23 protein-coding genes and 1 pseudogene are annotated in these 20876 nt (G+C 68.2%); 11 read left to right on the top strand and 13 right to left on the bottom strand.

Annotation, left to right across the window (positions count from 1 at the left end):
* Nucleotides 1-42 precede the first annotated feature (42 nt).
* From ACRAWB_RS14875 to ACRAWB_RS14865, 3 genes are all read left to right on the top strand, one after another.
* A complete protein-coding gene (locus ACRAWB_RS14875) occupies nt 43-447 on the top strand; it encodes a hypothetical protein (RefSeq protein ID WP_431354022.1) in 405 nt (134 codons plus the stop codon).
* Nucleotides 448-701: 254 nt separating this feature from the next.
* Nucleotides 702-1913, top strand: coding sequence for a tyrosine--tRNA ligase (gene tyrS, locus ACRAWB_RS14870; RefSeq protein ID WP_431354021.1), 1212 nt, complete (start codon nt 702-704; stop codon nt 1911-1913).
* Nucleotides 1914-1931: 18 nt separating this feature from the next.
* On the top strand, nt 1932-2465 hold the full coding sequence (locus tag ACRAWB_RS14865) for a hypothetical protein (protein WP_431354020.1): 534 nt from the start codon (nt 1932-1934) through the stop codon (nt 2463-2465).
* A 33-nt stretch (nt 2466-2498) separates the two neighbouring features.
* Here the strand turns inward: ACRAWB_RS14865 and ACRAWB_RS14860 are convergent, their stop codons facing one another.
* From ACRAWB_RS14860 to ACRAWB_RS14845, 4 genes are all read right to left on the bottom strand, one after another.
* Nucleotides 2499-3338: an alpha/beta hydrolase gene (locus ACRAWB_RS14860; protein ID WP_431354019.1), complete on the bottom strand. Its 840-nt coding sequence runs from the start codon at nt 3336-3338 to the stop codon at nt 2499-2501.
* A 75-nt stretch (nt 3339-3413) separates the two neighbouring features.
* A complete protein-coding gene (locus tag ACRAWB_RS14855; RefSeq protein WP_431354018.1) occupies nt 3414-3995 on the bottom strand; it encodes a YdcF family protein in 582 nt (193 codons plus the stop codon).
* Between the two features lie 14 nt (nt 3996-4009).
* Nucleotides 4010-4735 carry a phosphotransferase family protein gene (locus tag ACRAWB_RS14850; RefSeq protein ID WP_431354017.1) on the bottom strand — a complete coding sequence of 242 codons (726 nt, stop codon included), beginning with the start codon at nt 4733-4735 and terminating at the stop codon, nt 4010-4012.
* A 5-nt stretch (nt 4736-4740) separates the two neighbouring features.
* Entirely contained in the window at nt 4741-5544 is an 804-nt protein-coding gene (locus tag ACRAWB_RS14845) for a DeoR/GlpR family DNA-binding transcription regulator (protein WP_431354016.1), read from the bottom strand.
* Between the two features lie 83 nt (nt 5545-5627).
* On the opposite strand from ACRAWB_RS14845, the pseudogene ACRAWB_RS14840 reads away from it, so the two are divergent.
* From ACRAWB_RS14840 to panD, 5 genes and pseudogenes are all read left to right on the top strand, one after another.
* A pseudogene (locus ACRAWB_RS14840) lies at nt 5628-5882 on the top strand (hypothetical protein); the annotation flags it as partial.
* Between the two features lie 121 nt (nt 5883-6003).
* Complete coding sequence (locus ACRAWB_RS14835; RefSeq protein WP_431354525.1) at nt 6004-6276, top strand: hypothetical protein; 273 nt, start codon at nt 6004-6006, stop codon at nt 6274-6276.
* A gap of 62 nt (nt 6277-6338) precedes the next feature.
* Nucleotides 6339-7649 carry an MFS transporter gene (locus ACRAWB_RS14830; protein WP_431354524.1) on the top strand — a complete coding sequence of 437 codons (1311 nt, stop codon included), beginning with the start codon at nt 6339-6341 and terminating at the stop codon, nt 7647-7649.
* A gap of 55 nt (nt 7650-7704) precedes the next feature.
* Nucleotides 7705-8283 (top strand): AAA family ATPase, encoded by a 579-nt coding sequence (locus ACRAWB_RS14825; RefSeq protein ID WP_431354015.1) that lies wholly within the window; start codon nt 7705-7707, stop codon nt 8281-8283.
* A 38-nt stretch (nt 8284-8321) separates the two neighbouring features.
* A complete protein-coding gene (gene panD / locus ACRAWB_RS14820) occupies nt 8322-8732 on the top strand; it encodes an aspartate 1-decarboxylase (RefSeq protein ID WP_431354014.1) in 411 nt (136 codons plus the stop codon).
* 5 nt (nt 8733-8737) lie between these two features.
* On the opposite strand, the gene ACRAWB_RS14815 is transcribed toward panD, so the two are convergent.
* A complete protein-coding gene (locus ACRAWB_RS14815; protein ID WP_431354013.1) occupies nt 8738-9031 on the bottom strand; it encodes a putative quinol monooxygenase in 294 nt (97 codons plus the stop codon).
* Nucleotides 9032-9123: 92 nt separating this feature from the next.
* On the bottom strand, nt 9124-12456 hold the full coding sequence (locus tag ACRAWB_RS14810) for an RICIN domain-containing protein (protein WP_431354012.1): 3333 nt from the start codon (nt 12454-12456) through the stop codon (nt 9124-9126).
* Between the two features lie 235 nt (nt 12457-12691).
* On the opposite strand from ACRAWB_RS14810, the gene ACRAWB_RS14805 reads away from it, so the two are divergent.
* The 3 genes from ACRAWB_RS14805 to ACRAWB_RS14795 all read left to right on the top strand — a co-directional run bounded on the left by ACRAWB_RS14805 (nt 12692) and on the right by ACRAWB_RS14795 (nt 14002).
* The gene (locus ACRAWB_RS14805; protein ID WP_431354011.1) at nt 12692-13309 is read left to right on the top strand and encodes an MBL fold metallo-hydrolase; all 618 of its coding nucleotides are present in this window, start codon (nt 12692-12694) and stop codon (nt 13307-13309) included.
* 97 nt (nt 13310-13406) lie between these two features.
* Complete coding sequence (locus tag ACRAWB_RS14800) at nt 13407-13553, top strand: hypothetical protein (RefSeq protein WP_431354010.1); 147 nt, start codon at nt 13407-13409, stop codon at nt 13551-13553.
* Nucleotides 13550-14002, top strand: coding sequence for an Rrf2 family transcriptional regulator (locus ACRAWB_RS14795; protein WP_431354009.1), 453 nt, complete (start codon nt 13550-13552; stop codon nt 14000-14002). Before ACRAWB_RS14800 ends, ACRAWB_RS14795 begins: the two co-directional genes overlap by 4 nt.
* 58 nt (nt 14003-14060) lie before the next feature.
* On the opposite strand, the gene ACRAWB_RS14790 is transcribed toward ACRAWB_RS14795, so the two are convergent.
* The 7 genes from ACRAWB_RS14790 to ACRAWB_RS14760 all read right to left on the bottom strand — a co-directional run bounded on the left by ACRAWB_RS14790 (nt 14061) and on the right by ACRAWB_RS14760 (nt 20802).
* Nucleotides 14061-15209: a GH32 C-terminal domain-containing protein gene (locus ACRAWB_RS14790; protein ID WP_431354008.1), complete on the bottom strand. Its 1149-nt coding sequence runs from the start codon at nt 15207-15209 to the stop codon at nt 14061-14063.
* A 158-nt stretch (nt 15210-15367) separates the two neighbouring features.
* Nucleotides 15368-16558, bottom strand: coding sequence for a hypothetical protein (locus ACRAWB_RS14785; RefSeq protein ID WP_431354007.1), 1191 nt, complete (start codon nt 16556-16558; stop codon nt 15368-15370).
* A 16-nt stretch (nt 16559-16574) separates the two neighbouring features.
* Entirely contained in the window at nt 16575-17516 is a 942-nt protein-coding gene (locus tag ACRAWB_RS14780) for a carbohydrate kinase family protein (protein WP_431354006.1), read from the bottom strand.
* Nucleotides 17513-17812 carry a putative quinol monooxygenase gene (locus ACRAWB_RS14775; protein ID WP_431354005.1) on the bottom strand — a complete coding sequence of 100 codons (300 nt, stop codon included), beginning with the start codon at nt 17810-17812 and terminating at the stop codon, nt 17513-17515. The genes ACRAWB_RS14780 and ACRAWB_RS14775 overlap by 4 nt, the downstream gene beginning before the upstream one ends.
* Nucleotides 17809-18585, bottom strand: a complete 777-nt coding sequence (locus ACRAWB_RS14770) for an ATP-binding cassette domain-containing protein (protein WP_431198025.1) — start codon at nt 18583-18585, stop codon at nt 17809-17811. Before ACRAWB_RS14770 ends, ACRAWB_RS14775 begins: the two co-directional genes overlap by 4 nt.
* A complete protein-coding gene (locus ACRAWB_RS14765; RefSeq protein WP_431354004.1) occupies nt 18582-19628 on the bottom strand; it encodes an ABC transporter permease in 1047 nt (348 codons plus the stop codon). Before ACRAWB_RS14765 ends, ACRAWB_RS14770 begins: the two co-directional genes overlap by 4 nt.
* Nucleotides 19629-19695: 67 nt before the next feature.
* Nucleotides 19696-20802, bottom strand: coding sequence for a substrate-binding domain-containing protein (locus tag ACRAWB_RS14760; RefSeq protein WP_431354003.1), 1107 nt, complete (start codon nt 20800-20802; stop codon nt 19696-19698).
* Between the last annotated feature and the right edge of the window lie 74 nt (nt 20803-20876).

Here is a 20876-nt window from a genome sequence, read left to right as displayed (position 1 = left end):
AACCCGGCGGTCATGACGCGGCGGCGGGTATACCGTCGGCGCATGACCGCCTCCGACACCGTGCGCCGCTACGCGATCGACGCGCCCACGCTGCTCCGCATCGTCACCGACGACATGCCCGTAGCCGACGACATCCGGCTCGTCGCGCCGCACTCGATCCGGTCGGACGCGCTCGACGCCCTGCTGTCCGGCGACATCGCGGAGGCGGAGGCCCGACAGCTGCACACGCGGATGACCGAGCTGCCCATCCGCGTGCTCGGGGACCGGGTCTCCCGCTGGACCGCCTATCAGCTCGCCCTCGCGCACGGCTGGAGCACGATCGCCGATGCCGAATACCTGGCGGTCGCGAAGCTCCAGGCCGATACGCTCGTCACCGTGGATGCGGCCATGGCGGCCCGGGCCGACGGCATCGTCCCGGTGGCAACGCTGGAGGCCCTGCGAGCCTGACACGAGACCTCGATCCCGTCCCCCGTGCCACTCACGCTCATCGTCGCCTTCCCCGCACCCGTGCGTGCTACAGTTTCGCGCATGATCACGCGTGTGCACGCATATCTTCCGGCTCTGGTCAGAGCCGGCGACGTGTAGCGCGCGTTCTTCACCTGGTCAGAGCCCCGAGGCAAGGACACCCGTCCTTGCCTTTCGTGTATCCGCGGGAGGCTCTGGCCCGTCTACTCCTCTCGCCCGTAGTGAGAGGAAAGGCCATGTCCCGAGCGGATGACATCCTGGGCCCGATGTGGCGGACGATCGACTCGGTCGTCGATGAGGGAGCGCTGGGCCGGCGCCTGGAGGGCGGGGATCAGCTCCGTATCAAGTACGGCGTCGATCTGACCGCCCCCGATCTTCATCTCGGCCACGCGGTGAACCTCTGGCTGATGCGTCGCCTGCAGGATCACGGGCACAAGGTCATCTTCCTCCTCGGCGACCTGACCACTCAGGTGGGAGACCCGACAGGCAAGAGCGAGACGCGTCCCGTCCTCTCCGAAGAGGCGATCGAGGCCAACGCGCGGGCGTTCCTCGACCAGGTCTCGCTCGTGCTCGACACCGACCCAGGCGTATTCGAGGTGCGCCGGAACTCTGAGTGGTTCGGGCCCATGCCGGTCTCGGAATTGCTCGGTCTGTTCAGCATGACGACGCACGCCCAGCTCATGGCGCGGGACATGTTCCGGGACCGCGTTGCTGCCGGACGCGAGATCGCCCTGCATGAGCTGACGTACCCGGTTCTTCAGGGCTACGACAGTTTCGCGATGCAGAGCGACCTGACCATCGTCGGCTCCGACCAGCTGTTCAACGAGATGATGGGACGTCAATTCCAGCAGCGGCTCGGCGCGCGCCCGCAGAGCATCATCACCACGGTGATCACCCCCGGGTTGGATGGCGGCCCCAAACAGTCGAAATCCCTCGGCAACTACGTCGCGCTCACGGACACGCCGACCGACAAGTTCGGGAAGATCATGAGCCTCAGCGACGACCTCCTCCCGGCATGGGCGGATGCGTACACCGCCCTCGCGGAATCAGAACTCGCCGAGATACATTCGGACGCGGAGGCCGGCGGTACACGAGCCCGCGATGCCAAGCTGCGGCTGGCCCAAGCCGTCGTCGAGCGGTACCACGGCAACGTCGTCGCCACCCGGGAGCGCGACGCTTTCGTCGACGTCTTCTCGAGCGGCGCGGCTCCCGAGAACATCCGGGACGTATCGGTGGCTGATAGCGAGCTCACCGCGTTGAGTCTGCTCGAACGTGTCCGGCCCGACATCAGCCAGTCCGCCCGCAGGCGCTTGCTCGCTCAGAACGCGGTCCGCATCGACGGACGACTCGTGAGCGACCCGGGCGAGCGGATAGCGGTTCGCGACGGCAGCATCGTCAGGTCCGGGAGACGGGAATGGGCGCGAGTCCGGGTGACCCCTACGCCGTAGCTGGAATAGCGTTGAGCCATGCGGCTTGCTGATCTGGGCGACAGGATCTGCATCATCGGCCAGTCAGGCAGCGGAAAGTCGACACTGGCGGCCGCCATAGGGAAGCGCCTCGGTCTCCCGGTAGTCCATCTGGACCAGTATCGACACCTGCCGGGTTCGCAGTGGCAGCTCCGCCCGGACGACGCCTTCGCCGAGCTCCATGATTCCGCCATTCGCACCGAGCGTTGGGTGATCGAGGGGAACTACTCGAAGCTGATGCCGCAGCGTCTACAGCGAGCAACGGGTCTCATCGTCATCGACATGTCGACAGGGGCGAGCCTGGCGCGATACGTCCGGCGCGCATTGCAGCCGGCGGGCAGGCGGATCGGCGGTCTGCCGGGAACCAGAGACAGGCTGTCCTGGTCGATGATCAGATACCTGCTGCTCAACACACGCGCCAGCCGGCGGCGGCGCCGCGCTGTGTTCGACGAGTCGACCCTGCCGAAAGTGTTCCTCTCGGGCTCCCCGGCGACGCGACGCTTCTACGAGGGTGAAGGCCTCGATCTGCCGTGACCCTGCGCGCGGGCACGAGTCAGGCGGAGGCAGTCACCTCCACAGCCACCGCAGCGCATCCGGGAGGAGAACGCCACCGTGGTTGGGGCTGTGTCCGCCGTCGCCCACGACCAGACGCATGTCGTATCCGGCGCGGGCGAGTGCCGCCGCGGTCTCCAGGTTCTCGGCGAACCAGTTGTCCTCGGAGCGGTTCCAGTTGAGGTCCCGGCGCGCTGCGTGAACGAAGACGCGGAGGTTTCGTGGCGGTTCTTCGGCGAGGAGCTTCGGGTAGGGGTTGCCGTGCGGCATCTGCGCGAAGCTCGCGTTGAAGGTGATCACGCGCCCGATGGCATCCGGCCGGTTCCAGGCCGCCGTCAGGGCTGCGTTGCCGCCGCTGCTCCCGCCGCAGATGCCCCGCATCGACGGGTTCTCGGAGATCCGGTGCCGGGACCGGACGAGCGGGAGGACGTCTTCGATGAGGAAGTCCGCGTATCGGCTGTCGGCAGCGTCGTACTCGACGTTGCGGTTCTTGATCGCCTGTCCGTCTTCATCGCGGATGCCCGGATCGACGAAGACGCCGATGACCGGCGGGATGGCGCCTGCCGCGGACAGGTTGTCGAGCACCGTTCCGCCGCGGACGTCCCCGTCCGGGTCGAGGTACCACCAGCCGTCGTTGAAGAACATCACACCGGCCTCGACGTCGGACGGGAGTCCCGCGGGCCGGTGGATCCAGATCGTCCTCGACGTCCCCGGGTAGAAATCGCTGCCGGTGAGGCGGATCTCCTCGACGTCACCTCGAGCGACGGCGGGGTCGGGAACCGAATCCGGGCCGTACTCGTAGACGATCTCGGCTTGGTCCAGCGGTAAGGGTTGGAAGGGAACCGTCGTCGACACATCCCGACCCTACTTGCGACCGGATCGCACGCGTCTATGGCCACCCTCGTGGCCCTCTCCCATGGGCAGGAGGACTCAACCCGGCGGGAGTCCGCGCAGACCGCGAAGCCCGATCACCGCGGCGATCGGTTTGAGAAGGATGATCTCGCCGAATCGATGGTCCGACCCGCGACGCAGTCGCGCGGCGAGGTCGGGGCGCAATTTCCACAGATACGCCCTGCCCTTCTCGGCATGGAGCGAGTTCGACACGACCTTGATCGAGTCGGCACCTTCGAGCAGCGGAATCGCGTTTGTGATGTTCTCCCACGTGCTGAGGCTTTCGGTGTCGAGTCGGAGGGCGCCCGTGTAGCCCATCGTGCGTGCGTAATCCGCCATGAGCGTCGCTTCAGCGATGTCACCGGCGACCGGCCCACCGCACAGGATGAGGAGCCGTTCGCGGGCACGATCATCGAACGACCGGAGACCGGCGCGAACCCGGTACCGGTTGAGGTAGTTCGCGCGCGTGCCCCGATTCCTGTACCCGAGCACCACAACCGCTTCTACGAGCGGGTCGGCCTCGGCACGGGGGCTCAGCCTGCGCGTGGATGCCCGCGTGTGGACAGCCTCCGACCACACGAGGACCACGACAGCGATCGACACCAAGACCGCCGCCTTCACCGTTGTCCTCATCGTCAGTCGCGTCGCAATGCTTCGGCGAACATCTCCAGGTTCGTCTCCAGCACAGTCCGGCAGCTGCCGGCCCACTCGACGGCGGCGCGAGCGTGCCGGCGTCGCTGGTCACTGAGCCCGTCGTCGCCGGCGTTCGCCCCCTCGATCCGGATGAGCGAGTCCTGGCTCCGGAAGATCGCCTCGATCAGGGCGTCGCCCCGCAGGTCCGGGTCGTAGCCGTCGGCCAGCAGTCGCAGCCGTCGCGCTTGATCGACCACCGGGACGTTCCCCGTTGCGTAGATGCACCACGTCCACCCCGCGTAGCCGACGTCCTCCATCGGGTCGCCGGGATGGACGCTATCCCAGTCGATCAGCGCCACCGGCATCCCCTCCGCCATGATCACGTTGAAGGGACCGGGGTCACCGTGGACCAGGCACTCGCCGCCCGCGGCGAGCGGGGTACCGCGGCTGAACTCGTGAAGTTCGCGCAGGATCCCTCCGAACGCCGCATAACAGCGCTCGTCGCGCTGCGAGGGGTGATCGGTGGTGGCCCCTGGGATGTAGGAGAAGACGTCGCGGCCCTCCCCGTCGATGCCGAGGTAGGTGGGCGCCCACGGGATGCCGGCCTCATTCAGGGTGCGGAGAACTTCGCTCGCGAAGGCCGAGCGCCGGCCGCGCGGGCGTCGAACGGTACGGCCCGCTTTGACGACGCCCTCGGTCGTGTTGCCGCCGCCCAGCAGCTCCTCCATCGGGTCTACTCCACGCTCTCCCCCGGCACCGCCAGCCGTAACTCCACACCGCTCTCTGTTACAGTCCGGCGCCCCTCCACAGGGAGCCCGGTGTCGGAGACGATGAGGTCGAGCGCGTCCAGCGGCGCCACCTTGAAGCGTTCGTAGGTGCCGAACTTCGTGCTGTCGGCCACGAGGACGCTCTGCGCAGCGCGGAGGGCGGACCGCTTCACGACCACCTTGTCCGTCTCGGGCGTCGTGACGCCGTGGGCGAGGTCCCAGGTGCCGGTGCTGAGGAAGGCGATGTCCAGGCTGATCCCATCGAGCGTGTGGGCTGCCATCGGTCCGCTCGAGGACCCGCTCGAGGTGTCCACGACCCCGCCGGTGTGGATGCTCTGGATCTCGGGATGGTCGAGGAGCGCCGTGACGACGAAGAAGTCGTTGGTGACGACGGTGAGCCCTCTACGGCCCGCGAGGAAGGGGACGATCGCTTCGCACGTCGTCCCCGCATCCAGGAAGAGCGTCATGTCGTCCTCCACCAGGCCGGCGGCGAGTTCGGCGATCGCCCTCTTTCGAGGCAGCTCCAGGATCGCGCGCGAGCGTCGCTCCCGCGGGGGCTCTGTCCCCTTCCAGTCGGCCAGGCGCACGCCGCCCTGCACGGAGACCACCTCTCCGCTCTCCTCCAGCGCCGCGATGTCGCGCCGCACAGTCATGTGCGACACCCCGAGCAGTTCGACGATGTGGCGGATGCTCAGCACACCGGTGCTCCGAAGCAGACGAAGGATCTCCTGGTGGCGCTGCTCCGGGATCAGCGGCGGAAGTGAACTCACGATTGCAGCCTATCTCCCAATCTCGAACATGAATTAACAGATTCTCTCGCGTTCTGTGAATTTTTGAGATATGGTGATGCGCGATGTTAAGCAAATTCGAAGTTCTGAGCGCGATCCACTCCACCGGCGCGGTGCTGATCGTCCGGCTCGACAGTGCCGAAGAAGCACTGGAGGTGTCGCGGGCCGCCGTCGCCGGCGGCATCCGCGCCCTCGAGATCACGCTGTCCGTGCCCCGCGCGCTGGAGGTCGTCCGCACCTTGTCGGACGAGTTCGAATCGCAGGGTGTCGCCGTCGGCGCCGGGACGGTCCTAGACGGCCACGCCGCGTTCGCGTCCCTGCAGGCGGGAGCACGCATCCTGGTGTCGCCGAACCTGAACCGCGACATGCTCGCGACGGCGAACCGTTATCCAGGCGGTCTCGATCAGCGGCGCGTACACGCCGACGGAGATCGTCGACACCATGGAGGCCGGCGCCGACATCGTCAAGCTCTTCCCGACCGACGCGGTCGGGCCGGGATACGTCCGCACCGTGCGGGCGCCCCTGCCGCAGGCCCCTCTCCTCCCCGCCGGTGGTGTGACACCCGACAACGTGGGCGATTGGTTCGCCGCCGGCGTCGTCGCTGTCGGGGTCGGAAGCCACATCACGAAGGCCGCCCGGGCCGACGGCGACTACCGCAAGGTCACCGCCGCCGCCTCCGAGTTCCTGGACGCGATCTCCGCGGCCAGGACCTGAACCACCCCCGCAAACCCCAGCACCACGGCGACCCCGCCGAACCCGCACAAAGGAGTGACAAGATGAGTCAAACGCTGACCGAGGCGCCCAGCCTCACCCCGACGGAGAAGAAGACCGTGAGGATCCGCTGGTTCCTGGTGGGATTCCTGATCCTGGGTGGGGTGGTGAACTACCTCGATCGCTCGACGCTCAGCGTCGCCAACACGACCATCGCGGAAGAGTTCCACCTGAACGCGCTCCAGATGGGGTTGCTCCTCTCGGCGTTCTCATGGCCCTACGCCATCGCGAACCTGCCCGCCGGATACCTGGTCGACCGGTTCGGGCCGAAGCGGATGTTCGCCTTCGCCGCCGGCGCCTGGTCGCTCATCTCGATGATCACCGCGGCCGCGAACTCGTTCGGCTTCTTCTACGCCGCCCGCGTCGCCCTCGGCATCGCCGAGTCCCCGTTCTTCACGTCGGCCCTCAAGGTCAACGAGCGCTGGTTCAATGCCAAGGAGCGGGCCCTCCCCGTCTCGCTCGTGAACACCGGCTCGCAGATCGCCAACGCGATCGCTCCGCCGCTGCTCACGTTCCTCCTCCTCACCATGAGCTGGCGCGGGATGTTCATCATCGTCGGCGCGCTGGGCATCGTCATCGCCCTCGTCTGGCTGCGCATCTACCGCGATCCCACGCTGAAGGAGCAGGCGATCATCAAGGGCGCGCAGGCCGACGCCGTCGTGGCGGCACCGGTGGAGAAGGTCCACTGGGGTCAGCTGTTCAAGCAGCGCAACACCTGGTTCATGATCCTCGGAGCCTTCGGCATCTTCTACACGGTGTGGGTCTACCTCACGTGGCTCCCCAGCTACCTGCAGACCGCTCGCGGCTTCAGCCTCGCGGACAGCGGCTGGCTCGCCTCGCTGCCCTTCCTCTGCGGCATCATCGGCGTGATCTTCGGCGGATGGCTGTCCGGCCGGCTCGTCGCCCGCGGTGTGAACACCGTCCTGGCCCGGAAGATCCCGATCGTCGGCGGTGCACTCCTCGCCGCGGCCGCTGTGCTGCCCGTCGCGTACGTCGAGAACACACCGCTGGCGATCACGCTGCTCTCCGTCGGCTACTTCGCGTCCCAGGTGCCCATCGGGTGCCTCTGGACCCTCGCCTCCGACGTCGCACCGTCGAACCAGGTCGCGTCGCTCGGCGCGATCCAGAACTTCGGCGGCTTCATCGGCGCCGCGGTCGCGCCGGTGGTCACCGGAGCCATCCTCACGGCGACCGGCGGCAACTACACGCTGGTGTTCCTCGTCGGCGGCATCCTGCTGCTGGTCGGCGCGCTGTCCTACGGACTGTTCGTCAAGCAGCGCACGCCCGCCAGCCAGGTCGCCGACGCATCCCGCTAGCCTGACAGGGGCGGCGTCCACGGCGCGACGCCGCCCCGACCGGAGAAAGACCGCTATGCCCGCCAGACTCTACTTCGTGATCGGACCGGCCGGGTCCGGCAAGTCGACCGTGAGCACGCTCATCGCAGAGCGGACGCACGCCGCTTACCTGGACAAGGACAGCGTCGCGACCTTCTTCACCGAAGCCCTGCTCGAACTCGCCGGAACCGACAAGCACGAGCGCGACAACAACGAGTTCTACCAGCGCTCCGTCATGGACCTCGAGTACGAGACGCTGCTCCGGCTCGCCGGCGACAACCTGCGCCTCGGCAACTCGGTCGTCCTCGACGCCCCCTTCGTCCGCTACTTCCCCCGCCAGGACTTCCTGGAGGCCGCTGGAGCCCGCCACGACTGGCCCGCCGACGCCCAGATCTTCGTCGTTCACGTCACGGTCGAGGGCTCGCGCGTCCGCGACCGTGTGGAAGGTCGCGGCTATGAGCGAGACGCCTGGAAGCTGGCGCACTGGGACGAGTTCTGGGCGACCGCCCAGGCCGCCGAATGCCGCTGGCGGGGCGCCCACCACATCCTGTTCGACAACAGCACCGAGGGGATGACGGCCCCGAACCTCGACGCCGCGCTGGCGGAGTTCGCCTGAGCTGCAACGCCACCCTCGACTCGTGCTTTGATGGACGCGTGCTCCGCACCATGTTCAAGTCGAAGATCCATCGCGCCACCGTCACCCACGCCGACCTGCACTACGTCGGCTCCCTCACCGTCGACCTCGACCTCATGGAGGCGGCCGATCTCCTTCCCGGGGAGCAGGTCGCGATCGTCGACGTGACCAACGGCGCACGCCTCGAGACGTACCTGATCGCCGGCGAGCGCGGAAGCGGCGTCATCGGGATCAACGGCGCCGCCGCGCACCTCGTCGATGTCGGGGACACGGTGATCGTCATCTCCTACGCCCAGCTGGACGACGCCGAGGCCCGCACGTTCGAACCGCGGATCGTCCACGTGGATGCGCGCAACGCGATCGTCGCCGTCGGCCAGGATCCCGCCGAGGCGCTGACCGACGGGGTGCTGACGCCGCCGCACGCGGTCTAACCGGGTCAGAGCGAAGCGACGTCCGTGAACCGAGTCAGGACCGGCGATCCCGCCAGGTAGGCACCCAGGCCCGAAGCTCCCGGCCCGGCCCGCCAGGCGCGGTAGGCCTCATCGTGCTCGATCGACTCCCAGTGCTCGACCGCGACGACGTGAGCGGGGTCTGTCACGTCCGTGACGATCTCCACGCCGAGGCAGCCCTCGAAAGCGCGAGTGTCCGCGAGGATGTCGAGCAGCGCGCGCGGCCCATCCTCGAGGTGGTCGGCGGCGAAGCGCAGGTCGAGAAGAGAAGTGACAGTCATGACTCGACCAGGATCGCACACGCTCGCCGGACCCGTCGGAGCGGAAACGAGAGGCGGGGCCGGCTTCGCACCGGCCCCGCCTCCCGCCTCCCCTACTTGACGACGGTGACCGTCATCGTCTTGCTGCTCGTGGTGCCTGCCGCGTTGGTGAAGTCGACCCGGTACACGTACGTGCCCTTGTCCTTCCCCTGCACGGCGAGCGTGGCGGTCTGGGCGTTCGGCGTGTTCGCCGTCAGCTGGCCCTGCCCCACCGCAACGCCGTTCTCGTAGAACGTGTACGAGGTGGCGTTGGTGCCCCACCACAGGTTGGCCGTCACCGTGTAGGTGCCTCCGCCGTTCCAGTCGTCGTTGCTGAGCACCGGCGTCCCCGGGTTGGCGTCGGTGACCTTCACAGTGGTGCTGGTGGTGGCCGTCGTCCCCTGGCTGTTCACGAGCTCGCCCGTGTACACGTAGGTGCCGTTGGTCTTGCCGTGCACCGGGATGGACAGGGTCTGAGCGCCCGTGCCGCCGAAGGTCAGCTGCTTGGTCGCGATCAGTGTGCCGTTCTCGTACAGGCGGTAGATCGATCCGTCCTCTCCGCGCCACAGGTTCATCACGACGTTGTAGTCGCCGTCCTTGAGACCCGTGTCCCAGCCGTTGTCGTTCGACAGGACGGCCTGGCCCGGCTTGGAGGTCGCTCCATCGGGCACGACCACCGGCGCGCTCCACCCCGACTTCGCGCCCTCGCCCGCCGCGTTCACAGCGGAGACCGCGAAGACGGCGGTGTCGCCCGGCCAGACGCCGGTGACGTCGGCCGAGGTCGCGTCGGCACCGACCGTCGCCACCGGATCGGTGACGCCCTGACGGTAGACGCGGTACCCGGTCACAGGCGAGCCACCGTCATCGGTTGCGGGCGTCCAGTTCACCGTCACCGTCGAGGTCGTCGCGGTGGCCGCCACCCCGGTGGGCGCAGCCGGCGCGGTGACCGCGTGGAGCGTCCAGAAGTGATCGGCGGTCTGCGCGTCGGTCGCGGAGGTGTTCGTCGTCGAGGAGTTGCCCGGGACGACGGTGCCGTTGCGTCCGGCGCCCGAGGAGTCGACCAGCGTGGCACCGCTCGCCTCATCGAAGGCGTAGTGCACCACGTCGCCGCTTCCCGCCTGACCCGACGCCAGAGCACCGACCTCCGCGGCGCTGAGCGCGCGGCTGTAGATGTTGAAGTCGTCGACGGTGGCGTTCAGCGCCGGGTCGCCGCTGTACTGCGACTTGCCGATGTAGTTGCGCGTGCTCTGCCCGAACGCCGACGGGTGGATCGTCAGGTTCGCGTTCGTGGCGACGACCTGCCCGTTGACGTACAGCGTGCCGGTGGTCCCTGCGACGGTCACCGTCACCAGCGACCACTGGTTGAGCGGCAGGGTCTTGGTGCTGCTGTTGAGCCGCTGCTCGCCTCCCGCTCCGCTCGTGGTGATCGCGTACCGGAGCTCGGTCCCGTCGTTCAGCGTGAGGAACATGCTCGCGTTGCTGCTGGAGCCGATGTCGAACAGGCGCTGCCAGGAGGCGTTGCTCGCCGGGTTCACCCAGGCGGAGACCGTGTAGTCGCCGGTGAGCCCGCTCACCGAGCCGGTGGGCAGGGTGGCGTAGGCGGTGCTGTTGCAGAACGACAGGGCCGAGCCGATCTTGCCGGGCTGGCGGGGACCGGTGGCCGTGCACCCGGAGGTGACCGAGCCGTCCGTCCACTGGATCACACCGGCGCCGGCCACCTTGCTCATCCCGGCGATGCCGAGCACGAGCCCGGTGCCGTAGTTCGCGAAGCGGTAGTTCCCCTTGCCGTCCGGAACGACCTGCCACAGGTGGTCATCGGTCCCGCTGTCGCCCCACACCACAGCCGGTGTCCCGGTCGAGGTGGCCGCGCCCTGGATGCCGAGCACGAGCCCGCTTGCCGGGTTGACGATCTTGTACAGCCCCGACCCGGCGGCGACGAGCTGCCAGGTCTGGGTCGCGCTGCCGCCTGCTGCGGGAGCGGCCTGCACGGCCGCGGTGCCCGCCGCCGTCGCGGACGACTGGGTGTCGAGGGCGAGGCCGCTGTTGACGTTGGTGATCGTGTACGTGCCGGAGAGGTCGGTGGTGTCCGCCGCCGGGGTGACCACGAGGTGGTACCCGTACGCGGGGTTCATCACGACCGGCACCGTGATCGAGCCGTCGGCGCCGACCTGGTAGGTGGTCGTGGAGATGGTGGTGGGCGCGGCCACGGCCACGGTGCGGCCGTACGACGGCGTGAACTCGAGCTTCACGTTCACCTTCGAGCCGAGCGCCAGCTTGTCGAGCCCGGCGACGCGGATGCCCGCCGTACCGGACGTCCCGCCGGTGATGACGTCCACCTCCTTCTTGTCGGAGGTGACCGCCGCGGCGGCGTCGAAATTGTTGTTGCCCGGCGGCGTGGTGGTGACCATGTCGCCGTTCATGTCGGCGTACCACTTGTACAGCCAGTACGCGCCGTTGGGGTTGCCGCCCTGACCGGTGAGGAGGTCGCCGAGCGCGCCGGACTGGTTCCAGAAGGCGAGCTCCGCGCTGTTGATCCCGAGGCGTTCGAACTTCGCGATGTAGCCCACCAGCGAACCGGGGATGCCGACCTCTGCCGGGGCGGCGTACTCCTCGATGTCGATCGGGCGGCGCTGGATGCCCAGCGCGTCCTCCATCGCCTGCACCTTGGCGACGTCGCCGGCGATCTTCGACGAGGTCTCCAGTTCATGCCAGGCCAGGATGTCGGGCACCGTGTTCGTCGCGACGGCGTTGTTGAGGAAGTTCTGCATGTCGCCGATGTTGTCCGACAGGCTCGGACCTTGGATCGGCGTGGTGGGGTCGAGGCTGCGGATGAGCCGGTAGGTGTGTGTCCAGAAGTCCTCGAAGGTGCCGTTGGAGGCGAGCCAGGTGTTGTCGGACTCGTTCCAGGGGGCGTACGCGGCGAGGTTGGTCATGCCCGAGGCCTGCACCTGGTGGACCTGGTCGGTGACGACCTGATCCCAGGTGCTCCAGCTGAACTGGTAGGGCCAGCCGGCGTAGTAGTCCGAGAGCCGGTCGACGACCTTGGCTCCGGCGGCGGCCGCCTTCTGCCAGGTCACGCCGATGTCTCCGGTCGGCTGCTGCTTTCCGCCGATGGGCTTCATGACGAACTCGGTCGGCTTGATCGCCTGCACGAGCGCATCCGAGGGGGTGGTCGCGTTGGCCAGGCCGTAGAGGGAGCCGGTGGCCACGTGGCTCACCGGCCGGAAGGTCTGATCGGCGTTGACCGTCAGCGTGTTGGCCGCGGTCGGCGCGGCCTGGGCCGGGGCGGAGGCGAGCGCGCCCCCGGCGGCGAGGAGGGCGATGGTGGCGACTCCCGCGGTGATGCCGCGCACAGAGCTTCTGCGCGGCGGACCGGAGAGGGCGCCATCAGAGAGAGGCGACTTCATGGATGCTCCCTTGCATCGGGGTTCGAAGAGTCGAACCGGTTCGATAGCTTCAGGGGGAAATTAGACCCGTCGATTGCCGTCCGTCAAGTAATTCGAACGAATCGCTTGCACAATTCCGTGGTGGAGGCCCGCTGAATGGCCCAAAAGGGGCTTGCGGAGGCGTTTTAGGCGTCGAAGCGGTTCGAAGGATGGGTGCAGCCTTGCTTAACGTAACCATTACAGTTACATTGGCTTCATGCCGAACGAACTCCACTACGAGGTCACGACCGAACAGCGCGCGGGTGTCACCAGAGACCTCCCGGAAGGCGACGCCGACCTGCGCTGGGTGGCGAACTCCTCGACGCTGATCTGGGGCGAACGCGACGCCGTCCTGGTGGACACGTTCACCACCACGGAGCAGAACGATCGGCTGATCGAGTGGATCCGCGAGCACGACAGGACCCTTGCCGCGGTGTACATCACCCACGGTCACGGCGACCACGCCTTCGGCATCGGGCAGCTGCGTGCGGCCTTCCCCGGGGTCCGCGTCCTCGCAACGACCGGGACGATCGCCACGTTGCACACGCAGGCGGACCCGACGTACCTGGCCGGCTTCTGGGAGAAGCTGTTCCCCGGTCAGATCCCCCGGTCGAGTTTCCGGATGCGCTCGACGGCGACCGCTTCGAGCTCGAAGGGAACGAGCTGCGCGTCATCGAGACGGGCTACACGGACACGGACGGCAGCACCGCCCTGTGGGTGCCGAGCCTCGGCCTCATCGTGGGCGGCGACGTCGTCTACAACGCCACGTATCCATACCTCGCCGAAACCACGTCGGAGACCCGGCAGGACTGGATCGCCGGCCTGGAGCGGCTGAAGGCGCTTCAGCCGACCTTCGTCGTCAGCGGACACAAGCAGCCACAGAACGGCGACTCCCCGCCGACATCGACGCGACCATCCAGTACCTCCGCGACGTGGAGGAGATCGCGGCGACGTCGGCCGACGCCCTCGACTTCTACCGCCGGTTGCTGGCGGCTCAGCCCGGACGCGCGAACCCCGGCTCCGCCTGGGGGACGGCCAAGCTCATCAAGGGCACCCCCGCGGCGGAGGGCGACCGATGAGCGCGAACTCGCGATTGACGATCGCCATCCACTCGCTGGAGTGGATCGAACTCCACGCCGGGCACGGCGGTGGCCCGGCGACATCAGAGGGGATCGCGGGCAGCGTGAAGACGAACCCCGTGGTCATCCGCCGGCTTCTCGGGCAACTCCGAGAAGCCGGCCTGGTCGAGTCGCAGCGCGGCGCGAACGCTGGCTGGACGCTTGCCCGGCCCGCCGACCAGATCACGCTCGCGGACGTGCGGCACGCCCTCGCCGACGAACCGCTCTTCGGCCTCCACACCTCGCCGCCCTCCCAGGACTGCCCGATCGGCAGGAGCATCGGCCCCACCCTCGGCGAGGTCTACCAGGAGGCCGAGCGCGCGGCGGAGCGGCAGCTGGCCGGCGTCACCATCGCGGCGAGCCTCGCCGCGACGCTCGCAGCATCGGGCGAGAGCGCCCCCAGCGCCTGAACGCCCCCGGCGCCTGAACGGCCGGGCCCTCACCCGCGGGACCCGGCCGTTCACCGCATCACCCGGAGTAGGCGCCGCTCATCGCATTCGCCAGCGGCTTCACGGTCAGCAGCACGAGCCCGGCCGTCCCGCCGCTCGCAGTGAGGGCCACCCCGTTGCTGCCGGCGGCGGGGAACACCAGATCCGTCAGCGAGGCCCGGCCGCCCTGGGCGAAGGCCTCGATCGAGGTCTTGTCCAGGTACAGCTCCAGCCGCAGCAGGCCGTGATCGAGCGGGACGACCGTCCCGTCGACGCTCGGGAAGGCGCTGTTGAACCCGACGTCGCCCGAGTGCGTCCGGTCCACGCTCAGCGTCTTGGTCGCCGTGTCATACGACACACCGACGTACTGAGACCCGTCGGCCGACCGGAGCAGCTGCAGCCCGAAGCTCTTCGCGGAGCCGGCGGCGAGCACCGCATCCACCCGCACCGCGTTCGCCGGCGTCGTGACCTTCAGCGGCTTCGTCCCCGCCGGGATGGCGGTGGGCGGGGCGACCTGGAGCTTGCTGAGCTGCGCCAGCGCGCTCACCTGGGGGACCACCGACTGGACGATCCGCGGCTGCCCGTCGATCGTGCGCAGCGACAGCAACCGGGGAACGGATTGCGAGCCGCGCCAGCCGTCGGACGGGATGGTGTTCGCATAGTCCCAGTTGTTCATCCAGCCGAGCATTATCCGCTTGTTCGAGGGGGCGTCGTTGAAGGTGACGGCCGCGTAGAAGTCGCGCCCCTCGTCGATCCAGTGCGCCCGCTTCAGGGAGCTCAGCGCGGGCTGGTCGGAGAGCATGAACTGGTCGGCGATGAGGTGGCCCCACCCGCCGGTGCTGAGGTCAACGAGCTGGAGCTGCGCCTGCTGACCCTGGAGGTCGCTCAGGTCCCAGTTGGTCCAGTCGAGGGCGCCGCTGTCGTTGCCCGTGGCGGTGCGGACGACCTTCCCGTTCACGATCAGGTTCGCGCCGGTCTCGGTGTTCCAGGGGCGCGCGATGGAGTCCGAGAAGACGACGTTGTCGACCATCATGTGGCCCCAACCGGCGCTTCCGTCGTTCTGGTCGACGACCTGCAGGGTGGCCTGACGGCCGAGGTACGCGGACGCATCCAGGTACACCCAGTCCATGCTGCCGGAGTCGTTGCCGGTGACGCTATCGACGACGGCGCCGTCGACGATGAGGTTCACGGCGGTCGGGTTGCTCTGCCCCCACGGGTGCTTGCCGCCCGCGGTCAGCAGATCGATGTACGGGTGCGTGATGGTGAAGGCGGGGGAGGTGATGGTGCCCTCCGCGCTGTCGCAGCCCGACTGGCAGGTGTCGAGGACACCGCCGCCGAGCTGGCCGCTCAGGTTCTCCTTCGACGGCGCGATGCCAGTGAAGTCGCCCGTGCCGGTCCAGCCCGGGAGCGAGTCGCCCTCGAAGTCCTGGAACGTGTCACCGGCCGGTGCCGCGATCGACCCCCCTCGACGTATGGATGCTTCCCGCCCGCAATCAGGAAGTTGAGGTTCTTCTTGTCGATGGTGAACGTGGGCGAGGTCAGCGTCCCGGTCTCGGCGTCCGAGTGGTGGAACGTGTCCACGTACCCCGCGCCGAGGGCGCCCGAGACGCCCGTGTCGTGTGCGGGGCCGTCGCCGAACGCGGTGCCGGTCGCCGTCCATCCCGCCCCGTAGGTCGCCGCCTCGAAGTCGTTGATGACCGTGCCCGCCGGGGCCGTGTACGGAGCCTCACCGTTCGTGAACGTGGTCCCGTCGAAGGACCCGACGAAGTACTCCGCCTTCCCCGCCACGTTGACGGTGAGCACCCACTTCGTGGCATCCGCTTTGCCGTCCAGCTGCAGAGGGAACAGGTCGGGGCACTCCCACACCGCGGAGGTCACGCCGTCCGGGCCGAACTCGCTCTTCTCCGTCCAGTCCTTCAGGTTGGACGACCCGTAGATCGCGACCTTGTGCTGGTCCGAGAGCACGACCACCATCCGCCACTCCTTCGCCGGGGCGTACCAGAAGACCTTCGGGTCACGGAAGTTGTGGGAGCCGATGTCGATGACGGGATTGTCCGCGTACTTGGTCCAGGTGGTGCCTCCGTCGGTGCTGTAGGCGATGGACTGCCGCTGGACGCCCGTCGCGCGGACCGCGCTGGTGTAGACGGCCACCAGAGGGCCGGTCGTGCCGGTGCCGAGTCCGCTGGTGTTCGTGCTGTCGTTCACGACGCTGCCCGACCAGACCTCCTCGTTCGCATCGGAGGGGATGGCGATCGGCAGCTGCTTCCAGTGGGTCAGGTCCGTGCTGACGGCGTGACCCCAGGAGGCGTTGCCGCCCGTGTTCCCGGTCGCGTTGTACTGGTAGAAGAGGTGGTACTTGCCGCCGTAGTAGATGAGCCCGTTGGGGTCGTTCATCCAGTTCTGCTGCGGCGTGTAGTGGTAGTAGGGCCGGCTGTCGGTGGGGGTGGTTGCCAGGGCGGGCGTTGCACCGCCGGCGATACCGCCCAGAGCGAGAACAGTCGCGATCGCGACCGTGGTGAACCGTTGTGATGTCTTCATCGACTCGACTTTCGTTCTAGGTGGTGAGGTGCAGGCTCCGTGCTCTGGCCAGGGCCTCTACTTCGGGGAGGGTGGGCGGCATCGCTCCTGCCCGGCCCACCGTGAGCGCGGCGACGGCGGACGCCGTCTCGCCGATGGCCCGCAGCGATGTCTCGGAGACGTGGCCGGCGTGCAGCTCGGCGCCTGCGCCGGTGTGTCCCACGCCGGCGAGCAGCCCGGCCATGTAGGCGTCGCCCGCACCGATCGTGTCGACGACTGTCGTCGGTATGGCGTGGAGCTCCACCTCCGCGTCGCGGCTGCGGAGGATGCTCCCGTGCGCGCCGCGCGTGAGCACCGCCACGCGGGTGCCCTGTTCCAGAACCCAGTCGAGCACGGCGTGGTGCGCCCATCCCGGGAACAGCCACGCGGCGTCCTCATCGCTGAGCTTCACGAGGTGGGCGTGCCGGCAGTACCAGCCGACCAGGTCCCGCAGCGACGCAGCGTCGCCCATCAGCGCCGGGCGGATGTTCGGGTCGAAGCTGACGAGGGTTCCGGGAGCCACCGCCTCGACGAGCTGCCGGACGGCGCCGGATCCGGGTTCGCGGAGGGCGCCGATCGAGCCGGTATGGAACAGGTCCGCGGCCGGCACTGCGGGTGCTCGCAAGTCCCACGTCAGCGAGAAGTCGTATCCGGCCGCGCCGTCCGCGCCGATGTGCGCCGTGGCGACCGAGGTCGCCTTGCCTTCCGGGCGGTTGATGGTCTCCACGCCGGCCGAGCGGAGGTGGCCGGCGAGCAGGTCCCCGTACGCGTCGTCCCCGAATTCCGTGACGAACGTGACCGGGATCCCGAGGCGGGCGAGGCCGAACGCCACGTTCAGCGGACTCCCGCCGGGATGCGCGCTGGAAGACGACCCGCGCTCGACCACATCCACCAGCGACTCTCCGACGACGAGCGCGCGCGGGGCGGTGGCCGGGTTCACGTCAGCGGGTCCAGCAGCGTCAGACGGGATGCGCCGCCGACGACGAGCGGAGCCAGCGATTCGTTGAACCGCGCGCAGTAGTCGGCGCTCTTGTGGTCCTCGAAGGCGTCCTCGGACTCGTACTCCTCGTAGACGAAGAACTTCGCAGGGTCGCCGTCCGGGTTGAACGCCTCGAACTGCCGGTTGCCCGGCTCTTCGCGCACGCGGAGCCCGTAGCCGGTGAGCAGGAGGGCGACCTCGTCCTCCGACCCGGGCAGCGCGTCGATCTCGGCGTAGAGGAATCGGCGGTCGCTCATTCCTTCTGGGCTCCCGTCATGATCGCGACGGCCTCGGTCATGGAGTGGGACTCCGGCGTGATCGTCGCCGCACGCTTGCCGAGACGCTGGATGTGGATGCGGTCGGCGACCTCGAAGACGTGCGGCATGTTGTGGCTGATCAGGATCACCGGGACGCCCTTGTCGCGCAGGCGCTTGATCAGGTCCAGGACCTGGTTGGACTCGCGGACGCCCAGCGCGGCCGTCGGCTCGTCCAGGACCACGACCTTGGAGCCGAACGCGGCGGCGCGCGCCACGGCGACGGCCTGGCGCTGGCCTCCGGACAGGTTCTCGATCGGGACGGCGACGTCCTGCAGGGTCGAGATACCCAGCTCCGTCAGCTCCGCCTTCGCGCGCTGACGCATGGTCTTCGTGTCGACCATCCGCAATACGGAACCCAGGAATCCCGGGCGGCGGAGCTCGCGTCCGAGGTACATGTTCGCGGCCACATCCAGAGCGGGGGACACGGCGAGCGACTGGTAGACGGTCTCGATCCCTGCTTCGCGCGCATCCTGCGGTCGGCGGAAGTGGACGAGCTCGCCGTCGAGCCGGATCTCGCCCTCGTCCGGGATCTCGGCACCGGTGAGGCACTTGATCAGCGTCGTCTTGCCTGCGCCGTTGTCCCCGATGATCGCCAGGACCTCTCCGGCGTAGAGCTCGAGGCTGACGCCGTCCAGTCCTACGACGTGTCCGTAGGTCTTCACCAGCCGGCGGGCGGCCAGGACCGGGGTGCGGGTTTCGGTGATGGTATTCACTTTCGGACCTTTCGAATCCACTGGTCGATGGAGACCGCGACGATGACGAGGACGCCGACCGCGAGGGTCTGGTAGAGGACGTCGAGTCCGGCCAGCGCGAGACCGTTGCGGAACACGCCGACGATGAGAGCACCGAGCAGGGTGCCCCAGATGTTGCCGCGGCCGCCGAACAGGCTGGTCCCGCCGATCACCACCGCGGTGATCGCGTTGAGGTTGGCGTCGACGGCGGCGTTCGGGCTGGAGCCGAAGTCGCGGCCGATCTGGATCCACGCCGTCAGCGCGACGACGGCGCCGGCGACGATGTAGACGCTCAGCAGGACGCGGCTGACGCGGATACCGGTCAGGCGTGCCGCCTCCTTGTCGTCGCCCACCGCGTAGACGTGGCGGCCCCACGACGTGCGCCCGAGGACGAAGGACATCACGAGGTAGAGCAGGACCATCAGCAGCACGCCGAACGTGATGTCGACTCCGAAGATCTTGAGGGTCAGGCCGGTCCAGGTGAGGATGCCCGGCATCGTGTTGCCCTGGACGGTCGCGCCGCTGGAGATCAGAAGGGTCAGTGCGGTGAAGATGCTCAGCGTCCCGAGCGTGACGATGAACGGTGGCAGGTTGAGCCGGGTCACGAGGAGACCGTTGATGAGCCCGGTGGCGAGACCCGTGACGAGGCCGAGGAGCAGTGCCACGACGCCCGGGAGCCCGAAGCTCACCGCCGCGTTGCCCATGACGATCGAGCTCAGGACCATCGCCGCGCCGACCGAGAGGTCGATGCCGGCGGTGAGGATCACCAGGGTCTCTGCGACACCGAGGGTGCCGATCACGGCGACCTGCTGCGTGATCAGCGACAGGTTCGTCGGCGCGAGGAACCGCGGGTTGATCGCGCCGAACACGATGATGGACAGCACCAGGACGATCGCCGGGCTGATGGCGGGGTAGCGGTGCAGGACCGCGCGGACGCGCATCATCGGCGTCTGACGGTTGATGAACTCGCTGGCGAGATTCAGCGATGACGTGGGTGGCGAAGACGTCGCGTTGGTGTTTGACATGGGTACTCCAGAGATAGTTGTGGTGCTTCGAGAGGGGCACCCGACGGCGGGTGCCCCTCTCAGCGGGTCAGTTGGCCCAGCAGGTGGTCGCGCCCTTGGTCGCGTCCACGCTCTCCAGCCCGTCGACCGGCTTGTTCGTGATCAGGGTCGAACCCGTGTTGAAGAAGTCGAGGCCGTCGGAGGTCTTCGGCTTCTCGCCGCCGCGGGCGATCTTCGCGATCGCCTCCATTCCGGCCGACGCCATCTTCGAGGGGTACTGCTGCGCGGTCGCGCCGAGGATGCCGTCCTTCACGTAGCCGACGCCCGTGCAGCCGCCGTCGATGCTGACGATGGTGACGCTGTCCTGCTTGCCGGCGGCCTTCAGAGCCTGGTACGCGCCGTAGGCGGCGGGCTCGTTGATCGTGTAGACGACGTTGATGTCGGGGTTCTTCGACAGCAGCGTCTCCATCGCGGTGCGGCCGCCGTCCTCGGCGCCCTGCGAGGGCTGGTGGCCGACGATCTCGTAGTCGCCGCCGGTGCCGCCGGTGTACTTGCCGGAGGACTTCTCGCCGCCGTTCTTCTTCTTGTCGCCGACGTCGATGCCCATCCCGTTGAGGAAGCCGTGGTCGCGATCGACGTCGACCGAGACGACCTGGTCGGAGAACAGGTCGATCATCGCGATGACGGCCTTCTTGCCGTCGAGCGTCCCGGCCATCCACTTGCCGATGGACTGGCCGGCGGCGTAGTTGTCGGTGGCGTACGTGATGTCGACGGTGTCGGGCGGCGTCGGCACGGTGTCGAGGGCGATCACGTAGAGACCCGCGTGCCGGGCCTTCGCGATCTCGTTGTTCACCGCGGGGCCGGCCGGAGTGATCAGGATGCCCTTGTCACCGCGGGAGATGGCGTTCTCGATCGCCTGGATCTGGGTGTCGGTGTCGCCGTCCTTCTTGCCTGCGGCGAGGGTCAGCTTGACGTTGTTCTTCTTCGCGTCGGCCTTGGCGGCCGTCTCCATCGCGACGAAGTAGGGGTTGCTCGTGGTCTTCACGATGAGCGATACGCCGACCTCGTCGTTCGGGCCGGCCGTCGAGCCTGCGCCTCCGGCGGAGCACGCCGTCATGGTGGCGGCGACGGCCGCAGCCATCGCGAGGGATGCGAACACGACCGTACGAGGTCGACGCGGGAATCGGGTGGGCATCTTTGCGGCCCCTTTCTCTCCGAGGGCCTTCAGCCCTGACAACGGTGTCATCAGGGATAATGACACACGGCGAG

Source organism: Leifsonia poae, from assembly GCF_050632865.1.
Lineage (GTDB): Bacteria > Actinomycetota > Actinomycetes > Actinomycetales > Microbacteriaceae > Leifsonia > Leifsonia poae_B.
The sequence above is the reverse complement of the archived record's forward strand: the minus strand, read 5'-3'. Positions and strand labels throughout refer to the sequence as shown.